General features: G+C 43.3%; 19 protein-coding genes. 9 read left to right on the plus strand and 10 right to left on the minus strand.

The window, feature by feature from the left end:
• Positions 1-35 precede the first annotated feature (35 nt).
• Both smc and H3U82_RS01640 read right to left on the minus strand, forming a co-directional pair.
• On the minus strand, positions 36-3,515 hold the full coding sequence (gene smc / locus H3U82_RS01635) for a chromosome segregation protein SMC (protein WP_198208876.1): 3,480 nt from the start codon (positions 3,513-3,515) through the stop codon (positions 36-38).
• Between the two features lie 125 nt (positions 3,516-3,640).
• The gene (locus H3U82_RS01640) at positions 3,641-4,048 is read right to left on the minus strand and encodes a MerR family DNA-binding protein (protein WP_198208878.1); all 408 of its coding nucleotides are present in this window, start codon (positions 4,046-4,048) and stop codon (positions 3,641-3,643) included.
• Positions 4,049-4,158: 110 nt separating this feature from the next.
• Between H3U82_RS01640 and H3U82_RS01645 the strand changes: the two genes are divergently transcribed.
• The 7 genes from H3U82_RS01645 (at position 4,159) to H3U82_RS01675 (ending at position 14,888) form a co-directional block, all read left to right on the plus strand.
• Positions 4,159-4,365, plus strand: coding sequence for a heavy-metal-associated domain-containing protein (locus tag H3U82_RS01645; RefSeq protein ID WP_025331110.1), 207 nt, complete (start codon positions 4,159-4,161; stop codon positions 4,363-4,365).
• Positions 4,366-4,403: 38 nt separating this feature from the next.
• On the plus strand, positions 4,404-6,614 hold the full coding sequence (locus H3U82_RS01650) for a cation-translocating P-type ATPase (RefSeq protein WP_198208880.1): 2,211 nt from the start codon (positions 4,404-4,406) through the stop codon (positions 6,612-6,614).
• Between the two features lie 283 nt (positions 6,615-6,897).
• Complete coding sequence (locus H3U82_RS01655; protein WP_198208881.1) at positions 6,898-8,649, plus strand: ABC transporter ATP-binding protein; 1,752 nt, start codon at positions 6,898-6,900, stop codon at positions 8,647-8,649.
• A complete protein-coding gene (locus H3U82_RS01660; protein ID WP_198208882.1) occupies positions 8,649-10,406 on the plus strand; it encodes an ABC transporter ATP-binding protein in 1,758 nt (585 codons plus the stop codon). The genes H3U82_RS01655 and H3U82_RS01660 overlap by 1 nt, the downstream gene beginning before the upstream one ends.
• A gap of 144 nt (positions 10,407-10,550) precedes the next feature.
• Positions 10,551-11,768 carry an MFS transporter gene (locus tag H3U82_RS01665; RefSeq protein ID WP_198208883.1) on the plus strand — a complete coding sequence of 406 codons (1,218 nt, stop codon included), beginning with the start codon at positions 10,551-10,553 and terminating at the stop codon, positions 11,766-11,768.
• A gap of 28 nt (positions 11,769-11,796) precedes the next feature.
• Positions 11,797-13,017 carry an MFS transporter gene (locus tag H3U82_RS01670; protein WP_198208884.1) on the plus strand — a complete coding sequence of 407 codons (1,221 nt, stop codon included), beginning with the start codon at positions 11,797-11,799 and terminating at the stop codon, positions 13,015-13,017.
• Positions 13,018-13,910: 893 nt separating this feature from the next.
• Positions 13,911-14,888 (plus strand): SIR2 family protein, encoded by a 978-nt coding sequence (locus H3U82_RS01675; RefSeq protein WP_370524550.1) that lies wholly within the window; start codon positions 13,911-13,913, stop codon positions 14,886-14,888.
• 31 nt (positions 14,889-14,919) lie between these two features.
• Here the strand turns inward: H3U82_RS01675 and rimL are convergent, their stop codons facing one another.
• Positions 14,920-15,471 carry a 50S ribosomal protein L7/L12-serine acetyltransferase gene (gene rimL / locus H3U82_RS01680; protein ID WP_198208888.1) on the minus strand — a complete coding sequence of 184 codons (552 nt, stop codon included), beginning with the start codon at positions 15,469-15,471 and terminating at the stop codon, positions 14,920-14,922.
• A 138-nt stretch (positions 15,472-15,609) separates the two neighbouring features.
• Here rimL and H3U82_RS01685 point away from each other — a divergent pair, with 138 nt between their 5' ends.
• Positions 15,610-15,759 carry a hypothetical protein gene (locus H3U82_RS01685; protein ID WP_198208890.1) on the plus strand — a complete coding sequence of 50 codons (150 nt, stop codon included), beginning with the start codon at positions 15,610-15,612 and terminating at the stop codon, positions 15,757-15,759.
• Between the two features lie 143 nt (positions 15,760-15,902).
• On the opposite strand, the gene H3U82_RS01690 is transcribed toward H3U82_RS01685, so the two are convergent.
• The 6 genes from H3U82_RS01690 to H3U82_RS01715 all read right to left on the minus strand — a co-directional run bounded on the left by H3U82_RS01690 (position 15,903) and on the right by H3U82_RS01715 (position 24,279).
• A complete protein-coding gene (locus H3U82_RS01690) occupies positions 15,903-19,733 on the minus strand; it encodes a DUF3683 domain-containing protein (protein WP_198208892.1) in 3,831 nt (1,276 codons plus the stop codon).
• Positions 19,734-20,047: 314 nt separating this feature from the next.
• Positions 20,048-20,737 (minus strand): GNA1162 family protein, encoded by a 690-nt coding sequence (locus H3U82_RS01695; protein ID WP_198208894.1) that lies wholly within the window; start codon positions 20,735-20,737, stop codon positions 20,048-20,050.
• Positions 20,738-20,739: 2 nt separating this feature from the next.
• Positions 20,740-21,096, minus strand: coding sequence for a DUF4810 domain-containing protein (locus H3U82_RS01700; protein ID WP_198208896.1), 357 nt, complete (start codon positions 21,094-21,096; stop codon positions 20,740-20,742).
• Positions 21,097-21,117: 21 nt separating this feature from the next.
• Positions 21,118-21,780: a CsgG/HfaB family protein gene (locus tag H3U82_RS01705; RefSeq protein WP_198208899.1), complete on the minus strand. Its 663-nt coding sequence runs from the start codon at positions 21,778-21,780 to the stop codon at positions 21,118-21,120.
• 598 nt (positions 21,781-22,378) lie between these two features.
• On the minus strand, positions 22,379-23,125 hold the full coding sequence (locus tag H3U82_RS01710) for a pseudouridine synthase (protein ID WP_037474852.1): 747 nt from the start codon (positions 23,123-23,125) through the stop codon (positions 22,379-22,381).
• Positions 23,122-24,279, minus strand: coding sequence for a class I SAM-dependent RNA methyltransferase (locus tag H3U82_RS01715; RefSeq protein WP_198208901.1), 1,158 nt, complete (start codon positions 24,277-24,279; stop codon positions 23,122-23,124). The genes H3U82_RS01710 and H3U82_RS01715 overlap by 4 nt, the downstream gene beginning before the upstream one ends.
• A gap of 202 nt (positions 24,280-24,481) precedes the next feature.
• On the opposite strand from H3U82_RS01715, the gene H3U82_RS01720 reads away from it, so the two are divergent.
• Positions 24,482-24,766 carry a YciI family protein gene (locus tag H3U82_RS01720; protein ID WP_198208903.1) on the plus strand — a complete coding sequence of 95 codons (285 nt, stop codon included), beginning with the start codon at positions 24,482-24,484 and terminating at the stop codon, positions 24,764-24,766.
• Between the two features lie 114 nt (positions 24,767-24,880).
• Here the strand turns inward: H3U82_RS01720 and H3U82_RS01725 are convergent, their stop codons facing one another.
• Positions 24,881-25,939, minus strand: a complete 1,059-nt coding sequence (locus H3U82_RS01725; protein WP_198208905.1) for a bifunctional transcriptional activator/DNA repair enzyme AdaA — start codon at positions 25,937-25,939, stop codon at positions 24,881-24,883.
• Positions 25,940-26,007: the final 68 nt, after the last annotated feature.

The following is a 26,007-nucleotide window of genomic DNA, read 5'->3' on the forward strand; positions in this document are numbered from 1 at the left end:
ATTGTGCGGTTAGTGCCATTCTGTTATCTGCGCACTTAAGCTTCAGCCATATCCAGTGCCTGGCGGATATTGACTTCAACAATACGCGAAACACCTTTTTCCTGCATGGTTACCCCTACCAGCTGCTCGGCCATTTCCATCGTCAGCCGGTTATGGGAAATATACACGAACTGAGTCTGTGCCGACATTTGCTGAACCAGATTGCAAAAACGGCTGGTATTGGCATCATCCAGCGGGGCATCTACTTCATCCAGCAGACAGAACGGAGCGGGGTTAAGGCTGAACAGGGCAAAGACCAGACTCATGGCAGTTAAGGCTTTTTCTCCGCCGGAAAGTAGATGAATAGTGCTGTTTTTCTTACCCGGCGGGCGCGCCATAATGGATACACCGGCGCTGAGTAAATCATCGCCGACCATATCCAGTCTGGCCTCACCACCACCAAATAAGGTAGGAAAGTAGCTTTGTACTTTTTCGTTTACCGCATCAAAAGTAGTTTTAAAGCGGGTTTTGGTTTCTTCATCAATTGTACTGATGGCTTCTTCCAGTAACGCAATAGCCGCCTGTACATCCGCTGTTTGTTTCTGATAATACTCAGCGCGCTCATGTGCTTCTTCCAGCTCCTGTAATGCCGCCAGATTAACCGCACCCAGTGCATTGATTTTCTGTGCCAGTGCCGCAATTTCCTGATTTAATTCCGGTACAGCCTGTTGTGACTGATTAAACAGTTCGGCTAATGCCTCCAGATCAGCCTGATTCTGTTGCAGGGTTTCGTGAAAACGTCTGGCATTCAGCAAGGCTTCCTGTTGCTGCAGCAAAGCTGACTGAGTATCGGCCTGTAACTGCGGAAGCTGGCTGTTGAGATTGTGCTGCTGTTGCTGTATGTGCTGTAATTGTTGCTGGAGCTGTTCAAGCACTTGCTGTGCAGTTGTACACTGTTCAGTAGCTGCATCAATTTGGGTATTCAGTTCTTCGGTTTGCAGGGTTTGTTCGTCTTCCATTTCCTGCTCGGCAATCCCGAGTGCAAGCTCGCTCTGACGTTCCTGCCAGCGTTCCGTTTCGCGTGCAATACGCTGCTGTTCCTGTGTGGCAGTCTGAATCCGCTGTTGCAGGCGTACTATAGCCATTTCTACCAAACCCTGCTGCCGTCGCGCTTCCAGCAATGCCAGCTGGCTCTGTTTCAAAGTTTGCTGCTGGTTTTGCTGGCTGACAGTATGATTTTGTAATTGCAGACGCAATTGTTCTACCGCGAGTGTAAGATTTTCAGTATCAGCCTGTGTTTGCTGCTGCACATGCTGCTGCTGTGCCAGCTCACTGATGATTTGTGCGCTTTCCTGCTGAATATGTTCCTGCCGCAGTTGTCCCTGGCTGGTGCGTGCCAGTAACTCAGTAGCCTGAGCAGAGGCTGTTTGCCAGCGCTGTTGCTGTTGTTTAAGCTGTTGCTGACACTGATTCAGCCGTTCTTCCGTGTTCTCAAGGTTGCGCTGTGCCAGCTGCATGGTTTCTGCAGCCTGCTGCAAAGGTTGTTCCAGTGCAAGCAGTGCCTGTTGCTGTTCGCGCAATTGCTGCTGCTGTTGCAGCAGACCGGTGCCATTATCTTCAGCATACAATGTCACACTGATGGCATCTATGCAGTGGCCTTCAGGAGTAATAATAAGCTGTTGTGCCTGTAAATCAGCCTGCCCGAGCAAAGCCTCTTCCAGTGTTTCTGCACAAAATACCTGTCCGAGCCAGCATTGTATGGCTTCGGAAAATGGAGCCTGAACTTCTATATGCTGTAAAAGGGCATTTGTTGCCCATTTTTGCCGGTTGGTTTCAGCTGTCTGATTAACCCAGACGGTTGTGTGTTCTGGCAGAGTATCTCCAGGTTGCAGCTGTTCGGTATACTGTGCCTGTAGTCTGTGTCCGAGGACAACGGTTGTCGCATGCTGCCATTTTTTGGCAACCTGCAAATGTTGCCACAATAAAGGAATATTACTATCTGTTTCTTTTTCAGTACTGCTGCGCTCAGCTTGCGGAAGCATGGCTGTTAAAGCTTCTACCTGCGCGCTAAGAGTAAGCTGCTGTTTGTCCAGCTGCCGGTATTGCTGCTGAGCCAGAAGCAGTGCTTCCCGTGCGCTTTCACGCTGCTGTTCATATTGCAGCAGGTTCTCTTCCAGCGTAGTTACAATATGTTCCAGCTCTGCCGCTGTCTCACGGGCGGTTTCCAGCTCTCCGTTTTGCGGTAAGGCCAGTTGCGTCAATTCTTCTTCCAGACGCTGCCGGCGCTGCTGCAATTGAGCAATGGCCGCTGTCGCATGTTGGTGCTGCTGTTGTTTGATGGCCAGTTCACGTTCCAGACGTGCCAGCTCATTTTGCTGGTTCTGACGAGTGCGCTCGCCCTGATGAGCCAGTTCTTCCAGTTCAGGCATGCGCGCTTCATGTTCGGCGGCCTGTAAAGCCCATTCTTCACGCTGTAATTGCTGTTCTTCCAGTTCTGAATTGGCCGATTCCAGCTGTTGCTGTTGCTGAATATTTTCATTGTGCAGACGTTGCAACTCAGTTTGTGCCTGAGTCTGTTCCCGGGCAATACGCTGCTGCCAGTCGCGCCGGTGGCGAATCTGTTCTTCCAGCCGTGCCCATTGTTCACGCAGACCGGCTCGCTGCATTTCAGCTTCGCGTACTCGCTGTTGCTGTTGCTGTTCCTGTTCGCGCAGCTGCTGTAATTGCTGTTCCAGTGTTTCCAGTTGCAGCTTCAGTGATTCCTGTGCATTGCCATGCTGCTGGTAAAGTGCTGTGGCACTGTCTGCCTGATGCAGAGCCTGCTGCCACTGGCTGTAATCAAATAAATTCTGTTTATCGGCTATCTGAGCTTTCAGCTCCTGATAGCGCTGTGCGGTATTTGCCTGTCGCCGGAGTTTTTCTACCTGACGATCCAGCTCGCTTTGTAAATCGGCCAGTCGCTGTAAATGTTCACGGGTATCGGCAAGACGATTTTCAGTTTCACGGCGGCGTTCTTTGTATTTAGACACGCCGGCGGCTTCTTCGATATGGGCACGCAGCTCTTCCGGCCGTGCTTCAATGATGCGGGAAATCATTCCCTGCTCAATAACGGCGTAACCGCGGGCACCAACGCCAGTTCCGAGAAACAAATCGGTAATATCACGGCGGCGCACAACCTGATTATTAATGAAATAAGTAGAATCGCCCTGACGGGTCAGCTGGCGCTTTATCGCTACTTCGGCATATTGTCCCCATGCTCCCTGAAGCTGACCGTCACTATTGTCAAATACCAGTTCGACACTGGCACGCGGTGCCGGCCGGCGGGTATTGGCACCGTTAAAAATTACGTCCTGCATGCTTTCGCCGCGCAACTGCCGGGCAGAAGCCTCTCCCAGCACCCAGCGCACAGCATCAATCACATTGCTTTTGCCACAGCCGTTTGGCCCGATTACCGCTACCAGTCTGCCCGGTACTGCAATCGTGGTGGGATCAACAAAAGATTTAAAGCCGGAAAGCTTAATATGGGTTAGACGCATAGCAACAATAAAGCCCGGGAAAAGTGCCGAAAAGCGACTATTTTAGCTTGTTTTAAGTAAAAAGACAGTTTTAGTTACCATGAATAACAGCCAGTCCTGAACGGATCACACAAACCAGAGCCGGCTTAACTGTGATTACCGGCATAACCATGCTTATCCAGCCCGTCGATAATCGCACAGTGTGGTGAAGCATCACCGCCACAGCGGTTGTACCAGTTTTCCAGAGTCTCTTTCATGCTGGATAAATCATTTATTTTCTGGTTAAGACGCTGTATGTGCTCGCCTGCCAGTGCTTTGACATCAGCACTGGTGCGTTGTGGATTGTTGCGTAATGCAAGCAGCTGGGCAATCTGTGCCAGCGAAAAATCTACTTCGCGGGCATGTCTGATAAAGCACAGTGTGGCAATATCGGCTTCACTGTAATCGCGATAGCCGTTACCCTGGCGTACAGGCTGAATCAGTCCGGCAGCCTCATAATCACGAATGGTTTTACTGGATAAACCGGTTAATTTTTCTGCAGCACTGATATTCATAAGATAAAAATCTGAATTTGCATATGTAAAGCTTGACTCTATCACAGTGTTAAGGTTTAAGCTGTACTTTATCTACTTTTTATTAAACCCGAATCCATAAGGAGACAGAAATGCAAATGGTTCAGTTTAAAATTGACGGCATGACCTGCGAAGGTTGTGCCAAAAGTGTGACATCAGCACTACAGGGCAGCCCGGGTGTGGAAACTGTGGCGGTTAATTTTGCAACCGGTATTGCCGATATCGGCTTTGACGACAGCCTTACTAACGTAGATACCCTCAAAGCCGCGGTTGAAGCTGCCGGTTTTGATGTAGTTTAATCCTGAGATATGCGGCTGGAAAACAGAAGGACAGAACCATGGAACAAACTCAGCACACTAACGGCAATACAGCCGAAACAGCGCGCTTTGCCATTGAGGGCATGGACTGTCAGGCCTGTGCCAACCGCATAGAAAAAGTATTGCGCCGGCAGCAGGGTATTATTGCTGCCGATGTAAACTTTGCCAGTGATGAATTACAAACCTGTTTTGACAGTAAGCTGCTGAGTACGGCCGATATAGTTCAGATAGTGGCAAAAACCGGATTTAAAGCCACAGCCGTAACCAGTGCCAGTATCGAAGCACTGGCTGAAATGCAGAATAAGGAGCATAAAACGACAGCGATTCCGTGGCGTCTGGCGGTTATCTGGATCATTGCTCTGCCTTTTGTTATCGGTATGCTGGGCATGCTGCTGGGACAGCACTGGATGCTGCCGCCATGGTGGCAGTTTGTTCTCGCTTCGATTATCCAGCTTGGTCTGGCGTGGCCGTTTTACAATAGTGCGATTAAATCCCTGCAAGGCGGCGTAGCCAATATGGATGTACTCGTGTCTCTGGGCACGGTCGCTATCTGGCTCTATTCCAGTATTATGCTGTTTAATCATCAGCATGATGCGCATCAGTTTATCTATTTCGAAGCCAGCGTGATGGTAATTGCCTTTGTTTCGCTGGGCAAATATCTGGAACAGCGGACTAAAAAGCAAAGCCTCAACAGCATGGGCATGCTGCTGCAACTGACCCCGAAAATGGTGCGCAGACAAACAGACAACGGCTGGCAGGAAGTACCGCTCAGCCAGATACAGAAAGGTGACATCCTGCAAACCAATGCCGGCAACCGCATCGCTGCCGATGGCATCGTGCACAGTGGTGAAGCATGGTGTGATGAAAGCTATCTCACCGGTGAATCTAAACCATTACTGAAACAGGCTGGTGATAAAGTACTTGCCGGTGCATTACTGAGCAACGGCAGTATCACCTATCAGGCTCAGACCCTTGGCAGTCAGACTCTGCTGGGTGACATGATGCAGGCACTGGCGCAGGCGCAGGGCAGTAAAGCACCGATTGCACGGCTGGCTGATAAAGTATCCATGGTATTTGTGCCTGCCGTAGTTGCCATAGCCGTATTAACTTTTATTCTAAACTGGTGGTTTGGTGGTGATTTTAACGAAGCAGTGACCCGCGGCGTAGCCGTACTGGTAATTGCCTGTCCGTGTGCGCTGGGTCTGGCCACACCGGCCGCGATGATGGTGGGTATGGGGCGCTCGGCGCGGTACGGAGTATGGTTTAAAGATGCAGCCTCACTTGAGCGTACCAGTCAGGTCAATACGGTTGTACTGGATAAAACTGGCACTCTTACTCAAGGTAAACCCCAGATTGTTGCCCAGTGGCGAAATCCCGCTTGTCAGTATGATGCGCAAACCATTCTGCAGCTGGCAGCCGCCGCTGAACAGCTCACCACTCATCCGCTGGCGCAAGCAGTGATTCAGGCTGCTGAACAGCAAAACCTGCCGGTACTGACCGCCAGCAATAGCCACAGCGAAATCGGGCAGGGTACACAGGCGCAAGTAGACGGTTATGGCGCGGTAAAAGTCGGCAATCCTGCCTGGTGCGGTTTCAGCATACCTGGGCCATTTCAGCAGCAGGAAATCTGGCAGATTGCTAGTATTGTGGTTGTCGCTATTAATAATGAAATAGCAGGTGCATTTGCTATTGCTGATGCTTTAAAAGAAGACACTGCCAGTGCAATTAAACGCTTACAGCAGCAAAATATTGATATTCATATTATGAGCGGTGACCAGCGCAGTGTAGTTGAATACATTGCCAAACAACTGGGTATCAGCTATTATCAGGCAGAAATGAATCCGCGTGCCAAGGCCGAAGCGGTGAGAGCGCTGATGCAGCAGGGCAAGGTAGTAGCGATGGTCGGCGACGGTATCAACGATGCGCCGGCACTGGCCGCGGCGGATGTCAGCTTTGCTATGTATGGCGGGGCAGATGTGGCCACCAATACTGCTTCAGCTACGCTGATGCGTCATTCGGTGACTCAGGTAGCCGATGCGCTGGCTCTGGCTTACGCTACTGTACGCGTTGTTAAACAAAACCTGTTTTTTGCTTTTTTCTATAATATTCTCGGTATCCCGCTGGCTGCAATTGGCTGGCTCAGCCCGGTAATCGCCGGCGCGGCAATGGCGATGAGCTCGATTTCAGTATTGCTTAATGCTTTACGACTGCGAAAAAGCAGGCTGGACTGAATAATAAATTTTCTGTGCAGGCAGATAAATCGCTTCTTGTATAACAATAAAAATATCAGTTTCTTAACCCTACCAATAAATCTGCAACTAAAGTAGTAGTAGTCTACTTTGGCAATGTATTTTTTTATCTGTCTGATTGTAAATAATTTATCAGATGATAATCAATTGCCGGATATATGATTTAAAAGAATCATAACTTAACGAATAATCAGAAGAAAACAGCTTTTTTTCTATTCGGATTTTCTTATTGCATGATAGATATGGGCTAAGGAGAAACTTAATTATGAATCATACGGATATATTTCTGCCAGTAAAGAATAAAGTATCTTATTCTATATTTTTGGCATCAATTGCTCAGGTGCTTAAACTGAGTATCTGGCTAATGTTGATCTGGGTTCTGTACCAATTAATGTTGGATGCCAGTGTCTTCCCGGGACTGCCCATTCTCTCTCTGCTTGTGCTGAGCATTCTTTTTTATACGCTGAGAACTTATGCTCATGATAAATCTCACTATGCGGCATTTGAACTAGAAGAAATATTACGAACCAGGCTTATCAAAAAAATCAATCAATTGCCGATTGAAACGGTTAGAAACATGGGCAGTGGGAATCTTGTTAAAACATTAATTGATGATATTAAAGAATTACATGCTTTTGTGGCTGATGCTCCGCCTTTAAAAGCTGAGGCATTCGTTATCCCAATTTTTACCTTACTCGTTTTATTTATCTTTAATTGGGTCTTTGCAAGCATTGTATTTGCAATCACTTTAGTTACTTTTCTGCTGCTGAGTTTTATCATGAAAAAAGCTAAGCTTTTAAAGGAAAGCTATAACAATGCAACTATTCAAATCAACGGTAAAATCATTGAATATATTCAGGGAATGAGTGCAGTAAGAACATTTGATGCCGGGGAGGGGGCATTCGGTCAATATCAAAAAGCGCTGGAAAATTATAGTCAGGTGGTCTTTCATTGGTTGCAATCTATGCGATTGTCTACAAAAATTGCCCGCAGCCTTTTCTCTGCTATGCCGATGAGTATCATATTAGTTGTTGGATTGAGCATAGCCCAGCTAAATGACCAAATCTCTTTTATCACGACGTTCTGTTTTTTATTGCTGGCGATCGGTATTGCAGAAAGTGTTTATCCTGTGATGAGCCTGTTTCAGATATTACAAAAGTCAAAGGCAGCAATAGAAAGGATATTTGAAGTTGAAAATCTGCCAATTTTAAAGGCTCCCACTAACCCGCTATTACCTGACAATAATGAGATAATTTTCAAAAACGTTGGGTTTTCTTACCAGAATTCTGGCACTGTTTTATCCAATATCAATATCAGAATTCCTGAAAATTCATTTACTGTTCTTATTGGTACATCTGGTTCTGGCAAGACAACGCTGGCTAATCTCATTCCTCGCTTTCTTGATACAACCTCTGGAACGATAACTTTAGGTGGCGTGAATATAAAAGATATTGAATACGCTGAACTTATGTCGAGAATTTCATTTGTTTTTCAGGATAACTTTTTATTCTCATGTTCGATCGCAGATAACATACGCTATGGGTTAAACGGTATCTCTGACGATGACGTTATTGAAGCCGCCAAAAAAGCTGAAATTCACGACTTCATTCTGACACTTCCTGAACAGTATAACACTCTGGCAGGAGAAAGAGGGCAGCTATTATCAGGTGGTCAGAAACAGAGAATCACCATTGCCCGGGTTTTTCTGCAAAATCGACCAATCGTTATTTTAGATGAACCGACGGCTTTTTCTGATGCCCGAAATGAAGCTTTGTTGTTAAAAGCCTTTAACCGTTTAATTGATAGAAATAAAACTGTCATTATGGTAACTCACCGCTTATCGACGATTGTCAATGCCGACCAAATAATATTATTGGATAAAGGGATGATTAAAACTCATGGGACACATAATGATTTAATCGAAAATTCTAGTGACTATAAATTGTTGTGGCAAGAGTATAACAAAGCAAAAAGTTGGTCGATTCCAGTCAATAATTTGGCTGATGGAGAAAAGTGATGAAAGAGTATATTAATACACACACACGCACAACAAAATCATTGCTGACAACGTATACTGGCTTAATCAATGCGGCAGGTAAGCAAAAGAAAATATTGATCCGCAGTCTGATTTATACTGTGATTTCCTCTTGTCTGTTTGGCGTTTCGCTGGTTTTACTATATCCCTTATTTGCTGCGCTAGAAGCCAAAAATATTACTGCAACACTCACTCATTTAATTATTGTCGTTGTTCTACTGGCGGGTAGTTTTATTTTTAAGGTGCTTTGTGAACGCTATGATGCGGATGGTTATTCGACCTTAGCCGTTACCGAGTTAAGGGAAAAATTAGGCAATAAGTTACGTAATATTTCCTTAGATTATTTAAGTCAGTTTAGATCTGGTGAAATAAATCACCTTATGATGCAAAGTGTAAATGAAGCGGCAGTATTTACATTTATGCTACTCAATATCATCATTACCGGCGTGGTTATACCACTGTCAGCTGCAATTGCTTTGTTATTTTACAGTTGGCAACTTTCTTTGATGATGCTCTTGGTTTTTCCAATGGCAATTCCACTCTATCTGTGGCGCAGGAAGGCCTATCGCAGAGGTTTTAGCATTCTGGCAGAAGCCAATGCAAAATTAAAAGGTGAAGCTGTCGAGTTTGTACAAGGACTTGATGTATTAAAATCGACAGGCCAAACCGAAGAAAAGATGACAGAGTTTGTTAAGGTAACAACAGATGTGGCAAATATACTGCGCATTGGCACGAAAAAAGGGGAAAAACCTAATTTAATTATAACCATCGTGATTCAAGCTGGTTTAATCCTTATCATCTCGTTAGGTGCGTATTTGGTGAATGCTGCAACCATTTCTTACCTCTTGCTAGCCTGCGTGTTATTAATCGTTGCCCGTTCCACAGATGTATTAAACTTTTTTGTACAAATGTCATCGATGCTTGAATCATTGGTTATAGGGTATGAAAAATTGCAGGGACTGTTGAATGCACCGTCATTACCTGAAAAAAAGGCAGAGATTATGCCTGAGCACTATAATATTGAATTTGAACGAGTTAACTTTTCGTACCGGGGCCAGGACAAGTATGTACTTAAGAATATATCCCTTTATATTCCGGAAAAAGCATTAACCGCTCTGGTCGGTGCCAGTGGCTGCGGTAAGACTACAATAACCAAGCTTATTCTCCGGTTTGCTGATGTAATATCAGGCAGTATTAAAATTGGTGGTATCGATATACGAGATATGTCTCAGAGGCAGTTAATGAGTCTAGTCTCTGTCGTATTTCAGGATGTTTATTTGTTTCAGGATACCATTATTAATAACATCAGAATGGCAAAATTATCCGCTAGTGACGAGGAAGTCATCGAAGTTTGTAAACAGGCAAATTGCCATGAATTTATCCAGAATTTCCGCGACGGTTATCAAACACAACTGAATGATATTGGCAAAAGTCTCTCTGGTGGGGAAAGGCAGCGTATCTCTATTGCCAGAGCCATTTTGAAAAACGCGCCTATTCTTATCCTCGATGAGCCAACTGCCGCACTCGATACTCAGAATGAACTGGCAGTGCAAAAGGTGATTAATAAGCTCGTACAAGGAAAAACAGTATTAGTTATTGCCCATCGGCTTTCAACTATCATCGGAGCTAAGCAAATTGTAGTAATTGATAAAGGCGAAATAGTGGAAAGTGGTACTCATCAGCAGTTATTGCAACAAAATGGGATTTATAAGGAGTTTTGGCATCTTCAGCAAAACTAACTCCATCTGCCACATTAATGTTATTGCCCATTGTGAATTAAGCAGTATAGACAGCTTAATGTGTTGCAACATTCTTAGTCGTTTACTCTGCATCTTTGAAATTGGGTAGTAAATCTTTCAGTAAATTGTTATTGTGAGGTTGGTATGCAAAAGAAGACCTTGTCTTTATCGTTTATTTGCTTGTTGATAACCGTTTTTTTAGACCAGATTGGTTTATTTCTTATCTACCCGATTATTCCCTCTTTGCTGGAATCGGTAACTCACGAGAGTGTCGCAGATAATGCGCTTATCGGTGGGTGGCTGCTAGCGACTTTTGGTATTATGCAGTTTATTTTTGCGCCAGTAATGGGGGCTATTTCCGATAAATTTGGTCGCAAGCCAATTTTAATTATTTGCTTCACGGCATTCACCCTCGATTATTTTTTATATGCGATTAGCCAAAATCTGAATCTTTTATTTCTAGCCCGAATTATCGCTGGTATTGCTGGCTCTTCCGTCATTGTTTCTTTGGCAAGTGTCGCGGATATGAGCGATGAAAAAAGTAAAATGCAGAATTATGGGTTTATTTTTGGTGTAATGAGTTTGGGCTTAGTTATCGGACCGGCTATCTCAGCAGTTGTTGTTCAGCCAGGGATAAGAGTTCCTTTTTATGTTGCCGCCATTTTTAGCTTGCTGGGGTTACTGTGTGTTATTTTCTTATTTAAGGAGACGCTGCCTAAAGACAAGAGAAGAGCATTCAAAGTTGATAATCCGTTCTCTTCGGTAGCCTATTTTCTTAAGTATAAAGGTTTATTTCATCTGTTTATTGTGCAAATTATTTTTATGTTTGCGACGCAGTTCTCTATTACTCTGTGGCCGTTTTTTACAAAATATCGTTTTACATGGAATGATAGTCAAATTGCAACCTCTTTTGTTATCCTTGGGGTCGGTGGCTTATTTGCCCAAACAGTTTTGCTTAAGCTGGTCCGCTATGTACTAAGCGATCGTCAGATTCCTCTGTTAGGTTTCATTTTATTTGCGCTGGGGTTGATATGTATTGCTCTTTCCAATAGTATTTTAGCGATATATATGGCGATGATGATTTATAGTTTTTCAAGCATCAGTAACTCCTCCATGGTAAGTATTTTTTCGTCGCAGGTTGCTGATTCTGAGCAAGGGCAGCTAATGGGGGCATTATCGTCTATTACCAGCTTTTGGGCTGTATTAGGACCAGTTTGTGCTACCAGTATGTATTACTTTACGGTTAGTCTGCCCTTACCAAATAGCGATGGTTACCCTTTTATTTTTTCAGCAATCCTGGTATGGATATGCTTAATCCCGCTCTCTAAAGGATTAAAAATAGCAACCGCTGGACATAATTAATCGTTGTCACGTTAAGGTTTATATTAAAATGCCCCATAAAAAGATTAAAAAAATCCCCAAACAGATTTGGTTTTTATTTTTTAGTTTATATTCCACGCAGTATATTGGCATTAGCATAAGCATTTTGGCTGTTGGGATTTTAATTGTACGCAAGCTGGATGAATTATTAAGCCTTATTCCACTTCCACTCATGGCTTTGCCAATTGCCTTTAAGGTGTTATGGGCGCCGTTTATTGATAAATATTTAAAAACATCTTCAGGCCATTATCGGAACTGGCTGTTGATTGCGCAATTTTTGATGATATTGTGTTTATTCGCGAGTGTTTTTATTGAACCGGTTAATGATTATTTACTAGCTTTATTGATCATTTTATTGTTTTCATTTATGACCGCCACGCAAGATTTGGCGTTGTCAGGGTTAATCTGCAACATTTTTGAAGAGCATGAGCGATATCTTATTTCTAGTGTAAAAAGTGGCGGTTCTATGTTCGGCAATATTATCGTCGGCGGCGTTTTGTTGTTGCTATATCCTTACATAGACTGGAAGGGCTGTATGCTTTCGCTCTCTGCGATTTTGGCATTTACATGGGGACAATTATGGTTTTTTAATGAATATAAGTTCAGTAAGAACACTCGTATTTCTGAGACTACTGACAAAAATTATTGGAAGAATATTGTTTCAGTCTGGAAGGGAAAGAAAAGCTGGTGTGCTTTGCTGGTTATTATCCCTTTTGGCATTTTACCCTCTTATAATCTGATGTCTCCAGTGCTGCTTGAGAACGGCTGGCCACCTGATATTGCCATTTGGCAAAAACTATTCGGTTCGATGATTAGTCTGATGGCTATTTTCCTTGGTACTCGTCTGCTTAAAAAATTGACCCGGAAACAAAGCTTGTCGTTTTCTATTACATTCCATGCTTGCTGTTTATTGTCATTTATCCCTATCTCGCTTGGTTATAATAACGCCTTGCTGGTTTATTTTTCATTTTTCCTGTACTTCGTTAGTTTGCCGTTTGTTTTTATCTCCCTATCTACCATTATTATGGATAATGTAGCCAGTAGCATAGCACCGGCTACAGCCTACAATGTTCAGACGGCAATTGGCTCTGTCTTTGGTACTATCGTTGTATCCTTAAGCTTTTATCTTGCTCTAATGTGGGGATATTTTGTCATCACCGCTGGTTCTGTTGCGATCGCTTTTTTTGCCGCATTTTTGGCAACAAGAGTCGTACAAAATCAGTCCGATTAGCATTAACACTATAGCTATTAAAACATTAAGTAACACGATGACATTCAATCAACAAAATTTTTCTATCAAAAAAATTGTTTGAACCGTCCGTTACTTATTTGCAGCAATAAATTATTTAGCGTATTAGGAAATTTACTGAGCAAAAAGATGTGGCTAACTCTTATAACAAAAAAGAAGAGTCAGATAATATCTTTTCGACTTTAATCGTTCCTGAAACGCCCGCAAGTATCGAATCCTATATTGATAATGTAAAAAATACTATCATTCCTATTTGGTCTCATTGAGCAAACCCAACGTATCCAGGGCATATGACCAGACCCATGCCATCGTTAATTCCAGAAATGGGTCGATTAATCCAGACATTAAATCAAATTATAGTTTAGCTGGAAACCTGCAGAGGGTTAACACTGCCAGAGCATCAGTTGCTTACATTATTGCATAAGGCAGTATTTAACTATAATGATGATTTTTAATCGGATGTTCATCAGGATTTTAGTATAACACCGAGGATTTTTACTAATAGCCAGTTTGATTACTACGCTTAATTTTTTTTAAACTAAGCTTGTTTATGCAAACTGGAAATTATTTCTTAGCTTCTGCTATCCCATGTTAAATTCAAGCAGCCGGAATAGAGATATTAACAGCTATAACAGTGTATTTTAGAGTAAAATTACACTTTATTGATGCTGATTACACTATAGATAAGCCGTGTTTATTTGATTAAGTCAGTTTTGAAATTTACAGCAGCTATTTTGCTGAACTAGCTGTAAATTCGCTTAACAGAAAATGTCCAACATGGTTTCTCAATATAACTGATTATCCCTTAATTCAAAAGCTGGCACAGGCATTGTGGCAGAGTGAAGATGATGGTCATGGGGTAGCCATTATGGTTGGTGCGGGCTTTAGCCGCAGTGCTGCTACAACACAGGATATCAATAAGAAAATGCCAATCTGGGCAAATTTGGCTAAAAAAAATTGCTGAAGAACTTGGAGAGGAGGAGCATACAGATGCTTTACGTCTGGCACAAATGTATCAGGATTACTTTGGTAAGCAGACACTGTATGATTTATTGAAAAATGAAATTGATGATGAAATAGGGCAGCCGGCAGAGCTTTATCAGCAGTTATTAACTTTACCCTGGGCTGAAGTATTAACCACAAACTGGGATACATTGCTGGAGCGTGCGGCCAGAGAGATACATGAACCTATCTATGATATTGTCAATAAAAAGGAGGATTTAGCCTGTTGTCATTCTCCCAGGATTGTAAAATTGCATGGCACAATTAATCTTAGTAGCGATTTGATTTTTACCCAGGAAGATTATCGTCATTATCCGCAGAAATACGGTATTTTTGTTAATTTTGTCCGGCAAATGTTTGTAGAAAATGAATTATGTCTGATAGGCTTTTCAGGAGATGATCCGAATTTTCTCCAATGGATAGGCTGGGTAAGGGATAATCTTCAAAGCAATGAGCGACGTATTTATCTGGTAGGAGCATTGAATTTATCTTCTGCTAAACGTAAGTATCTGGAAAGTTTGAATGTAGCTCCTATTGATTTATCTGAGCTTGTTGCCGATATCGATGATAGAGATTTAAAACATAAAACGGCAATTAAATTGTTTTTAACACAACTGTCAAATATTGAGGTAAAGAAAGCCTGGGATTGGTTTCCTAAACAATTCGATGAAATTATTAAGCTTTATTCACGTAACCAAGAAGAAATAAAAATAGATGAAGCTCTTTCCGCTTTAAGAAAGGATAGAGAACCATATCCAGAATGGATTATTTGTCCTAATTTTTTAAGATTAAGTTTAATAGTACAAATATATAGATTCTGGTTTTTAATCCCTGATATTTCTAGACAATGAGTAATCATTTTGTTACAGCTTGGTGAAAATTTTAAATATATGTTGAAATTAGACCATAAATATTTTGATCATGATAAATTCCATTTAAGTATTCAGCCTGTTTTAGAGTTCCTTCATAACTAAAACCGCATCGCTTAGCAACCGCATTACTTTTAGGATTATCCACTGAGCATTTAATAACAAATCGTTTAATTATTTTTTGTGATGCATAGTAATGAGTAAGTGCTTGAATTGCTTGTGTCATAACACCTTTACCTTGTGCTTGGCTATTGAGCCAATAACCAATATAGGCTGTCTTATTGTTTTTATCTATTCGATTGAAAGACAGTAAGCCAACAGGGTTATTATTTAGTAAAATTACATAAGTTTTGGTAATATCTTTTTGATGCTCGACTGAACAATTATCTAAAAAATTTGATGTGTCTGCTTCATTATTAACAAACTTAGGCCAAGCCATAAATTGACTAAAACTATCACGATTAACATCAATAATATTGTATAACTTAGTTGAGTATTGTCGATCTGATGGCACTAAATGAATATGTTCATTGACAAAGATACTTTGTTGATTGGTATTTGTCATTAATTATTCCTTTAAGAGAGTATAACCAATTCTGTGTTAATATAAATTGAAGTATATGTTAGAAACAAGTTACTTTATGAATTAGTATGGAGATATGGAATAATTTTTTATTATGATATTCGTAAAAATATTCAAACCATGTTACTGGAAATATGTGACCCTGCTATGGATATTCTGAATCGAAGCCAGCAACCGATTACAGAATTACAAAATATTCTGGAAGAAGCTAAAAATGATGCATTGCCAGAGGTGCGTTTTGCCGAAACTGATGAATTTTATAAATTATGAATAAATTAATCTGCTAAACCATATTAATTAAAGTGTCAATGAATAAAATATTTATATTTTAGTGCTTAATTTTCAGCTATAGAAATCAGACTTAATAAAAAAGGTTGCTACTTAGTAAAGAAGCAACCTTTTTTTAATCCTATTTACAGTAACACCCGCTCAATCCCTCCGTTACTGGCTTTCTGCACAAATTCATCCTGCCAGTTTTCGCCCAGTATATGTTTGGCCATTTCAATTACTACATAATCAGCCTTGATATTTGCATCATCAGTATAACGGCTCAGGCCTTGCAGGCAGGCGGGGCAGCTGGTGAGGATTTTTACTGGTTCGCCCTGAGGCAGCTTGGCTTTGCCTTTTTCGATTTCCTCCTGTTTGCGGAAGCGTACCTGTGTGGCGATATCCGGCCGGCTGACGGCAAACATGCCGGATTCACCGCAGCAGCGGTCTGACAAAGGTACGTTTTGCCCCATCAGCTCATTCACAACTTTTATCGGCTGGGTGGTTTTAATCGGGGTATGGCAGGGGTCGTGATAGAGGTACTGACGGCCTTTTACGCCGTTCAGTTTCAGGCCTTTTTCCAGCAGGTATTCGTGAATGTCGAGTATGCGGCAGCCGGGGAAAATTTTATCGAAGTGATAATCTTTGAGCTGGTCGTAACAGGTTCCGCAGCTTACGACCACGGTTTTGATATCCAGATAGTTAAGAGTGTTGGCTACACGATGGAACAGTACGCGGTTGTCCATGGTGATTTTATCGCCTTTGTCTTTATTACCGCCGGCGGTTTGCGGATAGCCGCAGCACAGATAGCCCGGCGGTAAGACGGTTTGCACGCCTACATGCCAGAGCATGGCCTGAGTAGCGAGACCTATCTGGCTGAACAACCGCTCGGAGCCGCAGCCGGGAAAGTAGAAAACGGCTTCGGCTTCATCGCTGATTTGCGGATTGCGGATAATCGGTACCGTGGTGCTGTCTTCGATATTCAGCAAGGCACGGGCTGTTTTAATCGGTACGTGGCGCGGTAAAGGACGGTTGATAAAGTGTATTACCTGTTCGCGGATTTCCGGCTTGGCGGTGGTGGCACGCGGTGCGGTTTTCTGGCGCTTCAGCCAGCCAAGGCTAAAGTGCTTACCCATTTCATAGCCCCAGTTTTGCAGTCTGAAGCCGGCTTTAACGACGCCTGTACGCAGGGCTTTGATGGTTCTGGGGTCGGTGGCGTTAAGAAAGGCCATGCCCATGTACACGGTAGGATTGAATTTCTTTTTACCGGCTTTGCGCAGGTAGTTGCGCATGGCTACGGTGACGTCGCCAAAGTCGATTTTTACCGGACAGGGTTTTATACAGCGGTGACATACAGTACAGTGATCGGCCACGCTGTTCAGTTCATCAAAATGTTTCAGGGAAACGCCGCGGCGGGTTTGCTCTTCGTACAGGAAGGCTTCGGTAAGCAGACCGACACCCAGAATTTTATTGCGCGGTGAGTACAGCAGGTTAGCGCGCGGTACATGGGTACTGCACACGGGTTTACATTTGCCGCAGCGCAGACAGTCTTTGATGGAGTGGGCAATTTTACCCAGCTCGGACTGTTCCATAATCAGGGATTCTACGCCCAGCAGCTCAAATGAGGGTGTATAGGCTTTGTCGAGGTTGGCACCGGGCATCAGTTTGCCTCGGTTAAAATGGCCGTGTGGGTCTACCTGCTGTTTGTAATCCCAGTAGGGCTGCATTTCTGCCTGTGTCAGGTAGTCGATTTTGGTAATGCCGATACCGTGCTCACCGGAAATAACGCCGTTAAGGCTGCGCGCCAGTGCCATGATGCGGTCTACGGCATGATGAGCGGTTTGCAGCATGTCGTAGTCGTCGGAATTAACCGGGATGTTGGTATGGACATTGCCGTCACCGGCATGCATATGCAGGGCAACGAAGACACGGCCGCGGATGATATGGCGGTGAATTTCGTCGAGTTTTTCCAGTATCAGGGTATCGGTTTTGCCGCTGAATATTTCGGCCAGTGGCTGCATGATGTCGCGTTTGATGGATACGCGCAGATGAAAATCACGCATGGCGATAAAGCAGCTCTGGTCACCAGCCGGTTCGTTGTCTTCAAGTTTTTGCGGAAACTGCTGCAGATAGTCCGCCAGTGGTGTGTCGAGATGGTTGAGCAGCCATGTCCAGCGGGTCTGGATACCGGTGATGTAATCAAGGGCATGCTGTTTGCGGGAGCCGAGCAGCTCGGCGCTGGAAAGGTCGGTATCAAGTTTATCTACCGGCAGTTTGGTTTGCAGATATTCGATAATGGCCGCGCACAGGGCAAGTTTGTTCTGAATCGACAGCTCAATGTTGATGCGTTCGATACCGTCGGAATAGCTGCCAAGCTGTTCAAGAGGGATAACAACGTCTTCATTGATTTTAAACGCGTTGGTATGGCGGGCGATGGCGGCCGTACGTGCGCGGTCGAGCCAGAAAGTTTTGCGTGCTTCAGGTGTAACGGCGATAAAGCCTTCGCCGCAGCGGGCGTTAGCCAGCCGCACGATATGAGCTGCTGCTGCCTGTACTTCATTTTCATCATCTGAAACGATGTCGGCCAGTAATACCATTTTCGGGCGACCTTTGCCGGCTGCCTTGGTGGCGTAGCCTACGGCGCGTACATAGCGCCAGTCGAGATGCTCCAGCCCCGCCAGTTTGACGGTTTTATGGTTAAGCATGTAGTTGCGCACTTCGACGATGGACGGGGTGGCATTGGCTACGGTGCCGAAGAACTCCATACAGATGGTACGGGTGTATTTAGGCATGCGGTGTAAAACGAAAGCAGCAGAGGTGATGATGCCATCCGTGCCTTCTTTTTGTACACCCGGTACGCCGGCAAGGAATTTATCGGTAACGTCTTTACCCAGACCTACTTTGCGGAAACGCTGCCCGGGTACTTCAAGACGCTCGGTTTTAAGGATGCTGTAGCCGTCGTTATCAAGGGTATGTATGTCAAATATGGCGGTGGTTTCGTCGTGGATTTTGCCAAAATTATGGCGTACACGTTCTATTTTCAGCCATTGCCCCTGCGGGTTGACCATTTTCCACCACGCCAGATTATCCAGAGTGGTGCCCCACAATACGGCTTTTTTACCGCCGGCATTCATGGCTACGTTGCCGCCGATACAGCAGGCATCGGCAGATGTCGGGTCTACGGCAAAAACCCAGCCGGCAGCACTGGCTGCTTCTTCTACACGGCGGGTAACTACTCCAGCACCGCAGGTAATTACCGGATGAGTGCCTTCCAGCCCGGGCAGTTGCTGTAAGGCAACCGGGCTGTACTGGTCGAGTTTTTCGGTATTAATCACGGCGCTCATGGCGTCCATCGGAATGGCACCACCGGTATAGCCGGTACCGCCGCCGCGCGGAATGATGGTGAGATCCAGCTCAATTAAAGCGCGTACAAGCGGTGCAACTTCTTTTTCGTGATCCGGGTTGATAACTACAAAAGGGTATTCAACACGCCAGTCGGTAGCATCGGTAACGTGGCTAACGCGCGCCAGCCCGTCGAACATAATGTTGTCTTTGTGGGTGATTTTACGCAGGCGGTTGAATACCTGTTCGCGTTTGCTGCGGGTTTTACCAAAGCTGCTGTCAAAATCGCTGATGGCCTGCTCTGTGCTTTTTATCAGCTGCTCGACCATCTGGTTGTTGTCGCGCCGTTTCTGAATTTCGCTGAGGCGATGGCGCATTTCTTTAACCAGTGCCTGCTGGCGGTGCTGGTGTTCGAGCAGGTCGTCAATCAGGTAAGGATTGCGGATAACTGCCCAGATATCTCCGAGTATTTCAAACAGCATTCGTGCTGAGCGACCGGTTCGTCTTTGCTCGCGCAGTTGTTGCAATAAATCCCATGAATGGCTGCCGAGCAGGCGAATGACTATTTCTCTGTCGGAATAAGAGGTGTAGTTATAAGGGATTTCGCGTATACGCTGACTGGCTTGTGTGCTCATTAAACGTGTTCCGTTCCGCTCTGCTGGCGTTAAATTGGTAAGGCTGTAAATTGGTTATTTTAACTGTTTACTTTACTTTTCGCAGTTTTGTCTAATAACAATTTAGGTGAAAACAGTGGTAATGGCAATGGAAAAATCTGCTGGTTTGATGGTATTTTGTTTCATACATCTGTTTCAGACTAGAGAGTTTCTTAAATTTAATCAAAAATTATCGTTTTGTGGCAGTTGAAAATCAGTTTACGGTTTGTAGTTCTGATAACAGAAAAAGCCCCTTAGTTTTACTAAAGGGCTTTTATTTTAGCTATGAATTATTTTTATGGATTTTGTTCAGAAGTTATCGCAGCAGAAGGTTTCTGATAGTTAGGATGATGCGGCCCGTATAAAATCCCGTCTTCAACACCGGCTGAAAGTAAATTGTCATTGACAGTTTCAGTCAGATTGAAAGCACCGTCTGTCAGCTTGTCTTTAATTTGATTGAAAAGGGCAGAGGTGACAGCACTCAAAAATCCCTGCTGGTTGTTATCATTCGAATTTACGGTAATTTTTTTAGAGCCAGTCCAGATTACTTCACCGTTTTTCGCGTCAACAAGCCTAGCTTTGACGCTTACGGTGGTGTTGCTGTTAATAACCTGATATTTGGTTCCGTAATCATCTATATCCATATAAAGGATGGCATCCGGATTATATATTTTACGGATTTTGCTTAAATCAACGGCCTGGATTTCTGCACCATCATTCAGTCCGTTTTCTCTGAATGTTTCGTTAACCAATACAACCGGAAATCCATAATAGCCGGATTCTGCCAAAGGCCGGGTGGATTGTGCCATTACTGCATTAGGTGCTTTTACGTCCACAGATGAATTGGTTGGCTGTACCACAAGTATGGAACGAGGGTTAGTGCGCTGGAATTTACTGTAATCGTAGGGCTGTTTATGGCTGGTAGTACCACATGCAGACAGAATGGCGGCAACAGATAAAGAAAGTAATAGTTGGCGTAAATGCATTATTATTTTTCTCCTACGACGTTTTTCAATAAGAAATTCATGTAGGTAGCAGATTCCGGAAATGCCTGTTTTTCCATTTCAAATTGGGTTTTGGCTCCGGCCAGATTACCTACTTTGGCATAGAGCATACCCAGATGCGCATGTGTTCCAGGTGCTGCTTTTGCATAATTGCTCTGAGCATCAAGGAAATATTTTTCCATATTGGCAATCTGTTCCTGAGGAGTAAGGGCATTATTCAAAGTTTGATATTGCTGCTTATTAAAATCTCCCCAGTAGTACAATGAGTTTTTCGCCGGCTTATTTTGCGCACAGGCAGCCAGTAACAGAGCTATTACGGCCGTTGTCAGAATGTGTTTCATATTGTAAATACCTGATTTAATTTAGGGCTGAGGGTTCCACTGGCCTTGTTCGATACCGTGTACAAGATTGTTCACGGCTTCGCGAATGGCTAAATCAAGTACTTTGCCGTTAAGAGTGGCATCGTAGCCGGTATGACCGCCGGTGCCCAGAATTTCGCGTGATGACAATTTGAACTCACCGGCACCCTGACTGGAAAATACAATTTCGGAAGATTGTACGTCAACAATGCTCAGAGTAACTTTTGCGTAGGCTACTTGGGTTTTGCCCTGACCTAAAATCCCGAACAGTTGCTGGTCACCGATATTTCTGCGTCCGAATTCTGTAATCGCACCGGTAACGACGTAGCGTGCACCTTTAATTTTCTGGTTCAGCCCTTTAATACTGGCTTCATTTCTGATTTCGTCCAAATTGGTACGATCCAGCACGGTAAAACGACCGGTTTGCTGTAAATCTGCCATCAGTATGGTTTTAGCCTGACTGGTAAGCTGATCGGCACTATTACTAAAGATACCTCCGCCCAGGTTACCGCGGCTATCAAATTTGCCTACGGCTAACGGGGCTTTTACACCGTTGTATGCCTGCTGGTAAGTTTCTACTTTAGGCACATTAAGTACCTGAAAAGATTCGGTAGCACAGGCTGATAGTAAAAATGCGCTTAATATGGTTAAACATAATTTATTCATGATGTTTTATGTTAATTGGTTTCAAATTAAGTATATATAGACTATTTTTTATGTCAAAATTTTAAATATTATTAATACCGGTATATTAATTTAAAAGCTGAATTATTTAACTGATGTAATAAAATTATGATATAAATTTTTGTTTTTAGATGTTTTTATTACATTATTTTTAATGACGTAAAAATTATTATTGTGTTTAAGCTTATATACCAAAAATCGATGTGATAACTAATTATTTATTATTTTAACGGTCAATTATAGTTGTTTTAATCTTATTTTGGATTCCTTGATAATACAGTTTTTTATAATCCAATTTACTCTCTGCGACAGTAAATGAACTTCATGAAATGGTTCATGGGATCATATCTGGTTAAATATAAAAATTAATTAATATCAGCTAAGCATATAGAAAACAATAAAGGTGTTGACATAATAATTATTTTCATAATTCAGGATAAAATTATATTGTCTTGTGTTATCAAGATAGCACAAGACATCCGCTGGTATATTATTTTGATACGGTTAGCTCTGGATTATTGATCACATGATTGATAACCAGGAAATATGATTTATCTGATGTGTTCAATAGTGGCTGATATCAGAATTTTTCCTGCGGGCTTAAATAACGCCATTGCCCCGGTGGCAGGGCACCCAGTTTGATTTTACCCATGCGTACCCGTTTCAGACCGGTTACACGTAAGCCTACCAGTTCACACATGCGCCTGATTTGGCGTTTTTTACCTTGTTTAAGTATAAAGCGCAGCTGATCCTGATTTTGCCAGCTGACTTTAGCCGGCCGCAGTTTTTCACCGTCAAGACTTAATCCGTGGTTCAGCAGCGCCAGACCGCTTTCACTCAGTTTGCCGGTTACGCGTACGAGATATTCTTTTTCGATACCACTGTGTTCACCGATCAGCTGTTTGGCAATACGCCCGTCCTGAGTGAGTACCAGCAAGCCTACTGAATCGATATCCAGACGGCCGGCCGGCGCCAGATGGCGTGTATGCTCCGGCTGAAACTGAATCCGGCTTTTGTCTTCCTGCCAGTGGTTGGCTTCGGTAATCAGCTCAACAGCCGCACGATAACCTTTTTCCGGCTGCGCGCTGACAAAGCCTACTGGTTTATTCAGTAGAATGGTAACGCGTTCGGCTTGCTGACGGTGCGCCTGCCGGTCGAGGTCGATGCGATCACTATTAAAAACTTTTTGTCCGAGTACGGCGGTTTTACCATTAACTTTTACCCAGCCTTTTTCAATATAGCTGTCTGCTTCACGGCGTGAGCATAAACCCAGTTGCGCCATGCGCTTTGACAGACGCTGAGCTTCGTTTTGTTCTGTAGTTGTCATGCTTTATGCTCTTTTTGTCGATTAGAACCGGCTACCATATCCAGCAGGAACAGGCGGCAATCCAGATTACCGTTAAACAATGGGATTTTACGTTTTGGCGACAGACGCATCAGTTTGGGCATATCACGGTCGGCGCTGAACATACCGATCAGCCAGCCGGCAAAATGTTGTTTCAGCCAGCTGCCTAATTGGGGATATAAAGCATGTAAGAGCTGAATTTCAGAAAGGCGGACACCATAAGGCGGATTGCTTATCATGATGCCGTTTTTTCCGTTCGGACGGGTATCCAGAGCATCAGTTACCTGCCATTGAATATATTGCTCCATACCGGCATAGCGGGCGTTGTCCTGAGCCAGTCTGATTAGCCTGCTGTCAATATCTGCTCCGAAAATCGGTGCAGATGGCTGGTGTATGGCTGCCTGAGCAGCGCGATGCAGCTGCTGCCATAAATTATCATTATAATTATTCAGCTTTTCAAAACCGAAAGCACGTTCCAGCCCGGGTGCTGTGCCGGTGGCAATCAGTGCGGCTTCAATGGCAAGGGTACCACTGCCGCAAAAAGGATCCATGAAGGGTTGACTGCCGTTATAGCCGGCCAGTAACAGTAAACCGGCTGCCAGATTTTCACGTAATGGTGCTTCACCGGTGTCACTGCGGTAGCCACGTTTAAATAAGGCTTCACCACTGCTGTCCAGATAAACAGATATTTCGTTTTTCTCAATAAAGACATGAATGCGGATATCCGGACGAAATTTTTCTATACTGGGGCGGCGGCCGGTTTTATCGCGAAATACATCGCAGATAGCATCTTTTACTTTGAGGGCAGCAAAATTAAGGCTGTTGATTTGTGCCTGTTTGCCTTCGATATGAATTTTGAAATTTTTATCTACGTCAAACCATTCAGGCCAGCAGATTTTCCGGGCCAGTTGATAAATTTCGTTTTCGTTGCGAAAGTGGCCGGTAGTCAGACGAATAAGTACCCGGCTGGCTACACGGCTGTGCAGATTAATTTTGTATACGCTGGCTAAATCACCTGTAAGTGCGATACCGCCGTCACGATTATGAATCTGCTCACAGCCCAGGGTAACCAGTTCCTGATTTAATATGGTTTCCAGCCCGCGCGGACAGCTTACGAAAAGAGAATATGAATTCATGCAGTACTTTATTTAAAGAAGATAGGACATGCTAAATTGGTTTGCGCATGTATAAATAGTATGATTGTAATATTGAAGTTTATGTGCTGACTATTGTTTATGTTTTCGGGCTTGCAAATTTGAGTGATTAAGCGTGAAGATAACCTTAAGATGAAAAGGGACAAGAAGTCTGTATATGTCTAATTAATCGGGGATAAATACCATGTTTATTTTTAAACTGCATTATTTGAAGTCGATAGAAGACGTAGAAAAATATTTGCCTGCTCATCTGAATTATTTGCAGGAACACTATGATAGTGGTGATTTTATTGCTTCCGGCCGGCAGGTACCGCGCATCGGCGGAGTTATTCTGTGCCGGGCGGCCTGTAAAGAATCGGCGCAGTCTATTATGGTTAAAGATCCGTTTTACATTCATCAGATTGCCGAATATGAACTGATTGAATTTATACCGACAAAATATGCATCAGGTTTTGAAGCGTTTATTTAAAAAATATTTTCAGAATGATGTTTACTTGTTTTTTGTTTTACAGGCAGATAAACGGTAAATCATCATTATGCTGACGCTCAAATCGCATTACTGGTTTTATATGTGTAAACAATTTTATGATTTAAGATTACTTTTTTCATGGTCAATCAGCCATTTTTTACGTTCCAGTCCACCGCCGTAGCCGGTTAATTTACCATTGGAGCCGATTACTCTGTGACAGGGGATAATAATAGCAATACGATTAAAACCATTGGCATTGGCTACAGCTCGGACTGCCTGAGGATTATTCAGTTTTTCTGCCTGTTGTTTATAGGTAGTGAGTTCTCCGTAAGGGATCTGTTTGAGACAATTCCATACTGCCTGTTGAAAATCAGTGCCGGGAGTATGTAGTGGAATAGAAAAATATTTTCGTTTTCCTTCAAAATATTCCTTAATTTGAATTCTGGTCTGAATGATATGTTCATTTTCACCAAAAATAATTGTAGCATTCAGTGATTGCTGTAATTGTTTAAACTCTGTTTCTAACATCCGCCGGTCGACAAATTCCAGCAAACAGACTCCCTGTTGCGTGGCGCAGACAAACATTGGACCTATAGGAGTAGTCAGCCGGTTAATAAGTATGATGTTGTTGTTTAAATGGCTGGATGGTGAGTTTTTAGCAATTTTTTTATAGATATAGCCAAAGCCGCTTAATGATCCATAACCATTATCGAAAGCGACATCTATTATTTTTTTACCGGTTTTCAATTCCTGATATGCCTGATTAATCCGGTACATTCTCTGATATGCCTGAAAAGTAATTCCATAATTTTTTTTAAACCAGCGGCGAACAATTTCCGGACTGATTTCATGTGCTCTTAATACGGAATCAGAAATTTTTATCTTCGGATTCTGAGTAATCATTTTTATGGCATTAATAATCTGTTCGGGTGCCTCATTGGCATTTTCAGTCGGTCGGCAAATTTTACATGGGCGGTAACCTGCATTCAGAGCTTCTTTGACTGTATAAAAAAATTCTGTGTTTTCTAATTTAGGCTTTTTTGCTCTGCATGTTGCGATACAAAATATTGAGGTGGTTTTCACACCTGCATAAAAAATACCAACATAACTTTGATCTTTTGTGAGTAAGGCCTGATAGTATTTTTTGATTTCATTTATCTCTGTAACTGGCATTTAAAATATACTTTCCTGTATTTTGTGAACACTGTAAACCAATTCATCTGCCTGCAATGGTGTAGTTA

Source organism: Snodgrassella sp. W8132, assembly GCF_016100865.1.
Lineage (GTDB): Bacteria > Pseudomonadota > Gammaproteobacteria > Burkholderiales > Neisseriaceae > Snodgrassella > Snodgrassella alvi.

Excerpts from the sequence above, each read along its gene's own strand:
- smc (WP_198208876.1), bottom strand. The coding sequence starts at position 3,515 with ATGCGTCTAACCCATATTAAGCTTTCCGGCTTTAAATCTTTTGTTGAT.
- H3U82_RS01640 (WP_198208878.1), bottom strand. The coding sequence starts at position 4,048 with ATGAATATCAGTGCTGCAGAAAAATTAACCGGTTTATCCAGTAAAACC.
- H3U82_RS01645 (WP_025331110.1), top strand. The coding sequence starts at position 4,159 with ATGCAAATGGTTCAGTTTAAAATTGACGGCATGACCTGCGAAGGTTGT.
- H3U82_RS01650 (WP_198208880.1), top strand. The coding sequence starts at position 4,404 with ATGGAACAAACTCAGCACACTAACGGCAATACAGCCGAAACAGCGCGC.
- H3U82_RS01655 (WP_198208881.1), top strand. The coding sequence starts at position 6,898 with ATGAATCATACGGATATATTTCTGCCAGTAAAGAATAAAGTATCTTAT.
- H3U82_RS01660 (WP_198208882.1), top strand. The coding sequence starts at position 8,649 with ATGAAAGAGTATATTAATACACACACACGCACAACAAAATCATTGCTG.
- H3U82_RS01665 (WP_198208883.1), top strand. The coding sequence starts at position 10,551 with ATGCAAAAGAAGACCTTGTCTTTATCGTTTATTTGCTTGTTGATAACC.
- H3U82_RS01670 (WP_198208884.1), top strand. The coding sequence starts at position 11,797 with ATGCCCCATAAAAAGATTAAAAAAATCCCCAAACAGATTTGGTTTTTA.
- rimL (WP_198208888.1), bottom strand. The coding sequence starts at position 15,471 with ATGACAAATACCAATCAACAAAGTATCTTTGTCAATGAACATATTCAT.
- H3U82_RS01685 (WP_198208890.1), top strand. The coding sequence starts at position 15,610 with ATGTTACTGGAAATATGTGACCCTGCTATGGATATTCTGAATCGAAGC.
- H3U82_RS01690 (WP_198208892.1), bottom strand. The coding sequence starts at position 19,733 with ATGAGCACACAAGCCAGTCAGCGTATACGCGAAATCCCTTATAACTAC.
- H3U82_RS01695 (WP_198208894.1), bottom strand. The coding sequence starts at position 20,737 with ATGCATTTACGCCAACTATTACTTTCTTTATCTGTTGCCGCCATTCTG.
- H3U82_RS01700 (WP_198208896.1), bottom strand. The coding sequence starts at position 21,096 with ATGAAACACATTCTGACAACGGCCGTAATAGCTCTGTTACTGGCTGCC.
- H3U82_RS01705 (WP_198208899.1), bottom strand. The coding sequence starts at position 21,780 with ATGAATAAATTATGTTTAACCATATTAAGCGCATTTTTACTATCAGCC.
- H3U82_RS01710 (WP_037474852.1), bottom strand. The coding sequence starts at position 23,125 with ATGACAACTACAGAACAAAACGAAGCTCAGCGTCTGTCAAAGCGCATG.
- H3U82_RS01715 (WP_198208901.1), bottom strand. The coding sequence starts at position 24,279 with ATGAATTCATATTCTCTTTTCGTAAGCTGTCCGCGCGGGCTGGAAACC.
- H3U82_RS01720 (WP_198208903.1), top strand. The coding sequence starts at position 24,482 with ATGTTTATTTTTAAACTGCATTATTTGAAGTCGATAGAAGACGTAGAA.
- H3U82_RS01725 (WP_198208905.1), bottom strand. The coding sequence starts at position 25,939 with ATGCCAGTTACAGAGATAAATGAAATCAAAAAATACTATCAGGCCTTA.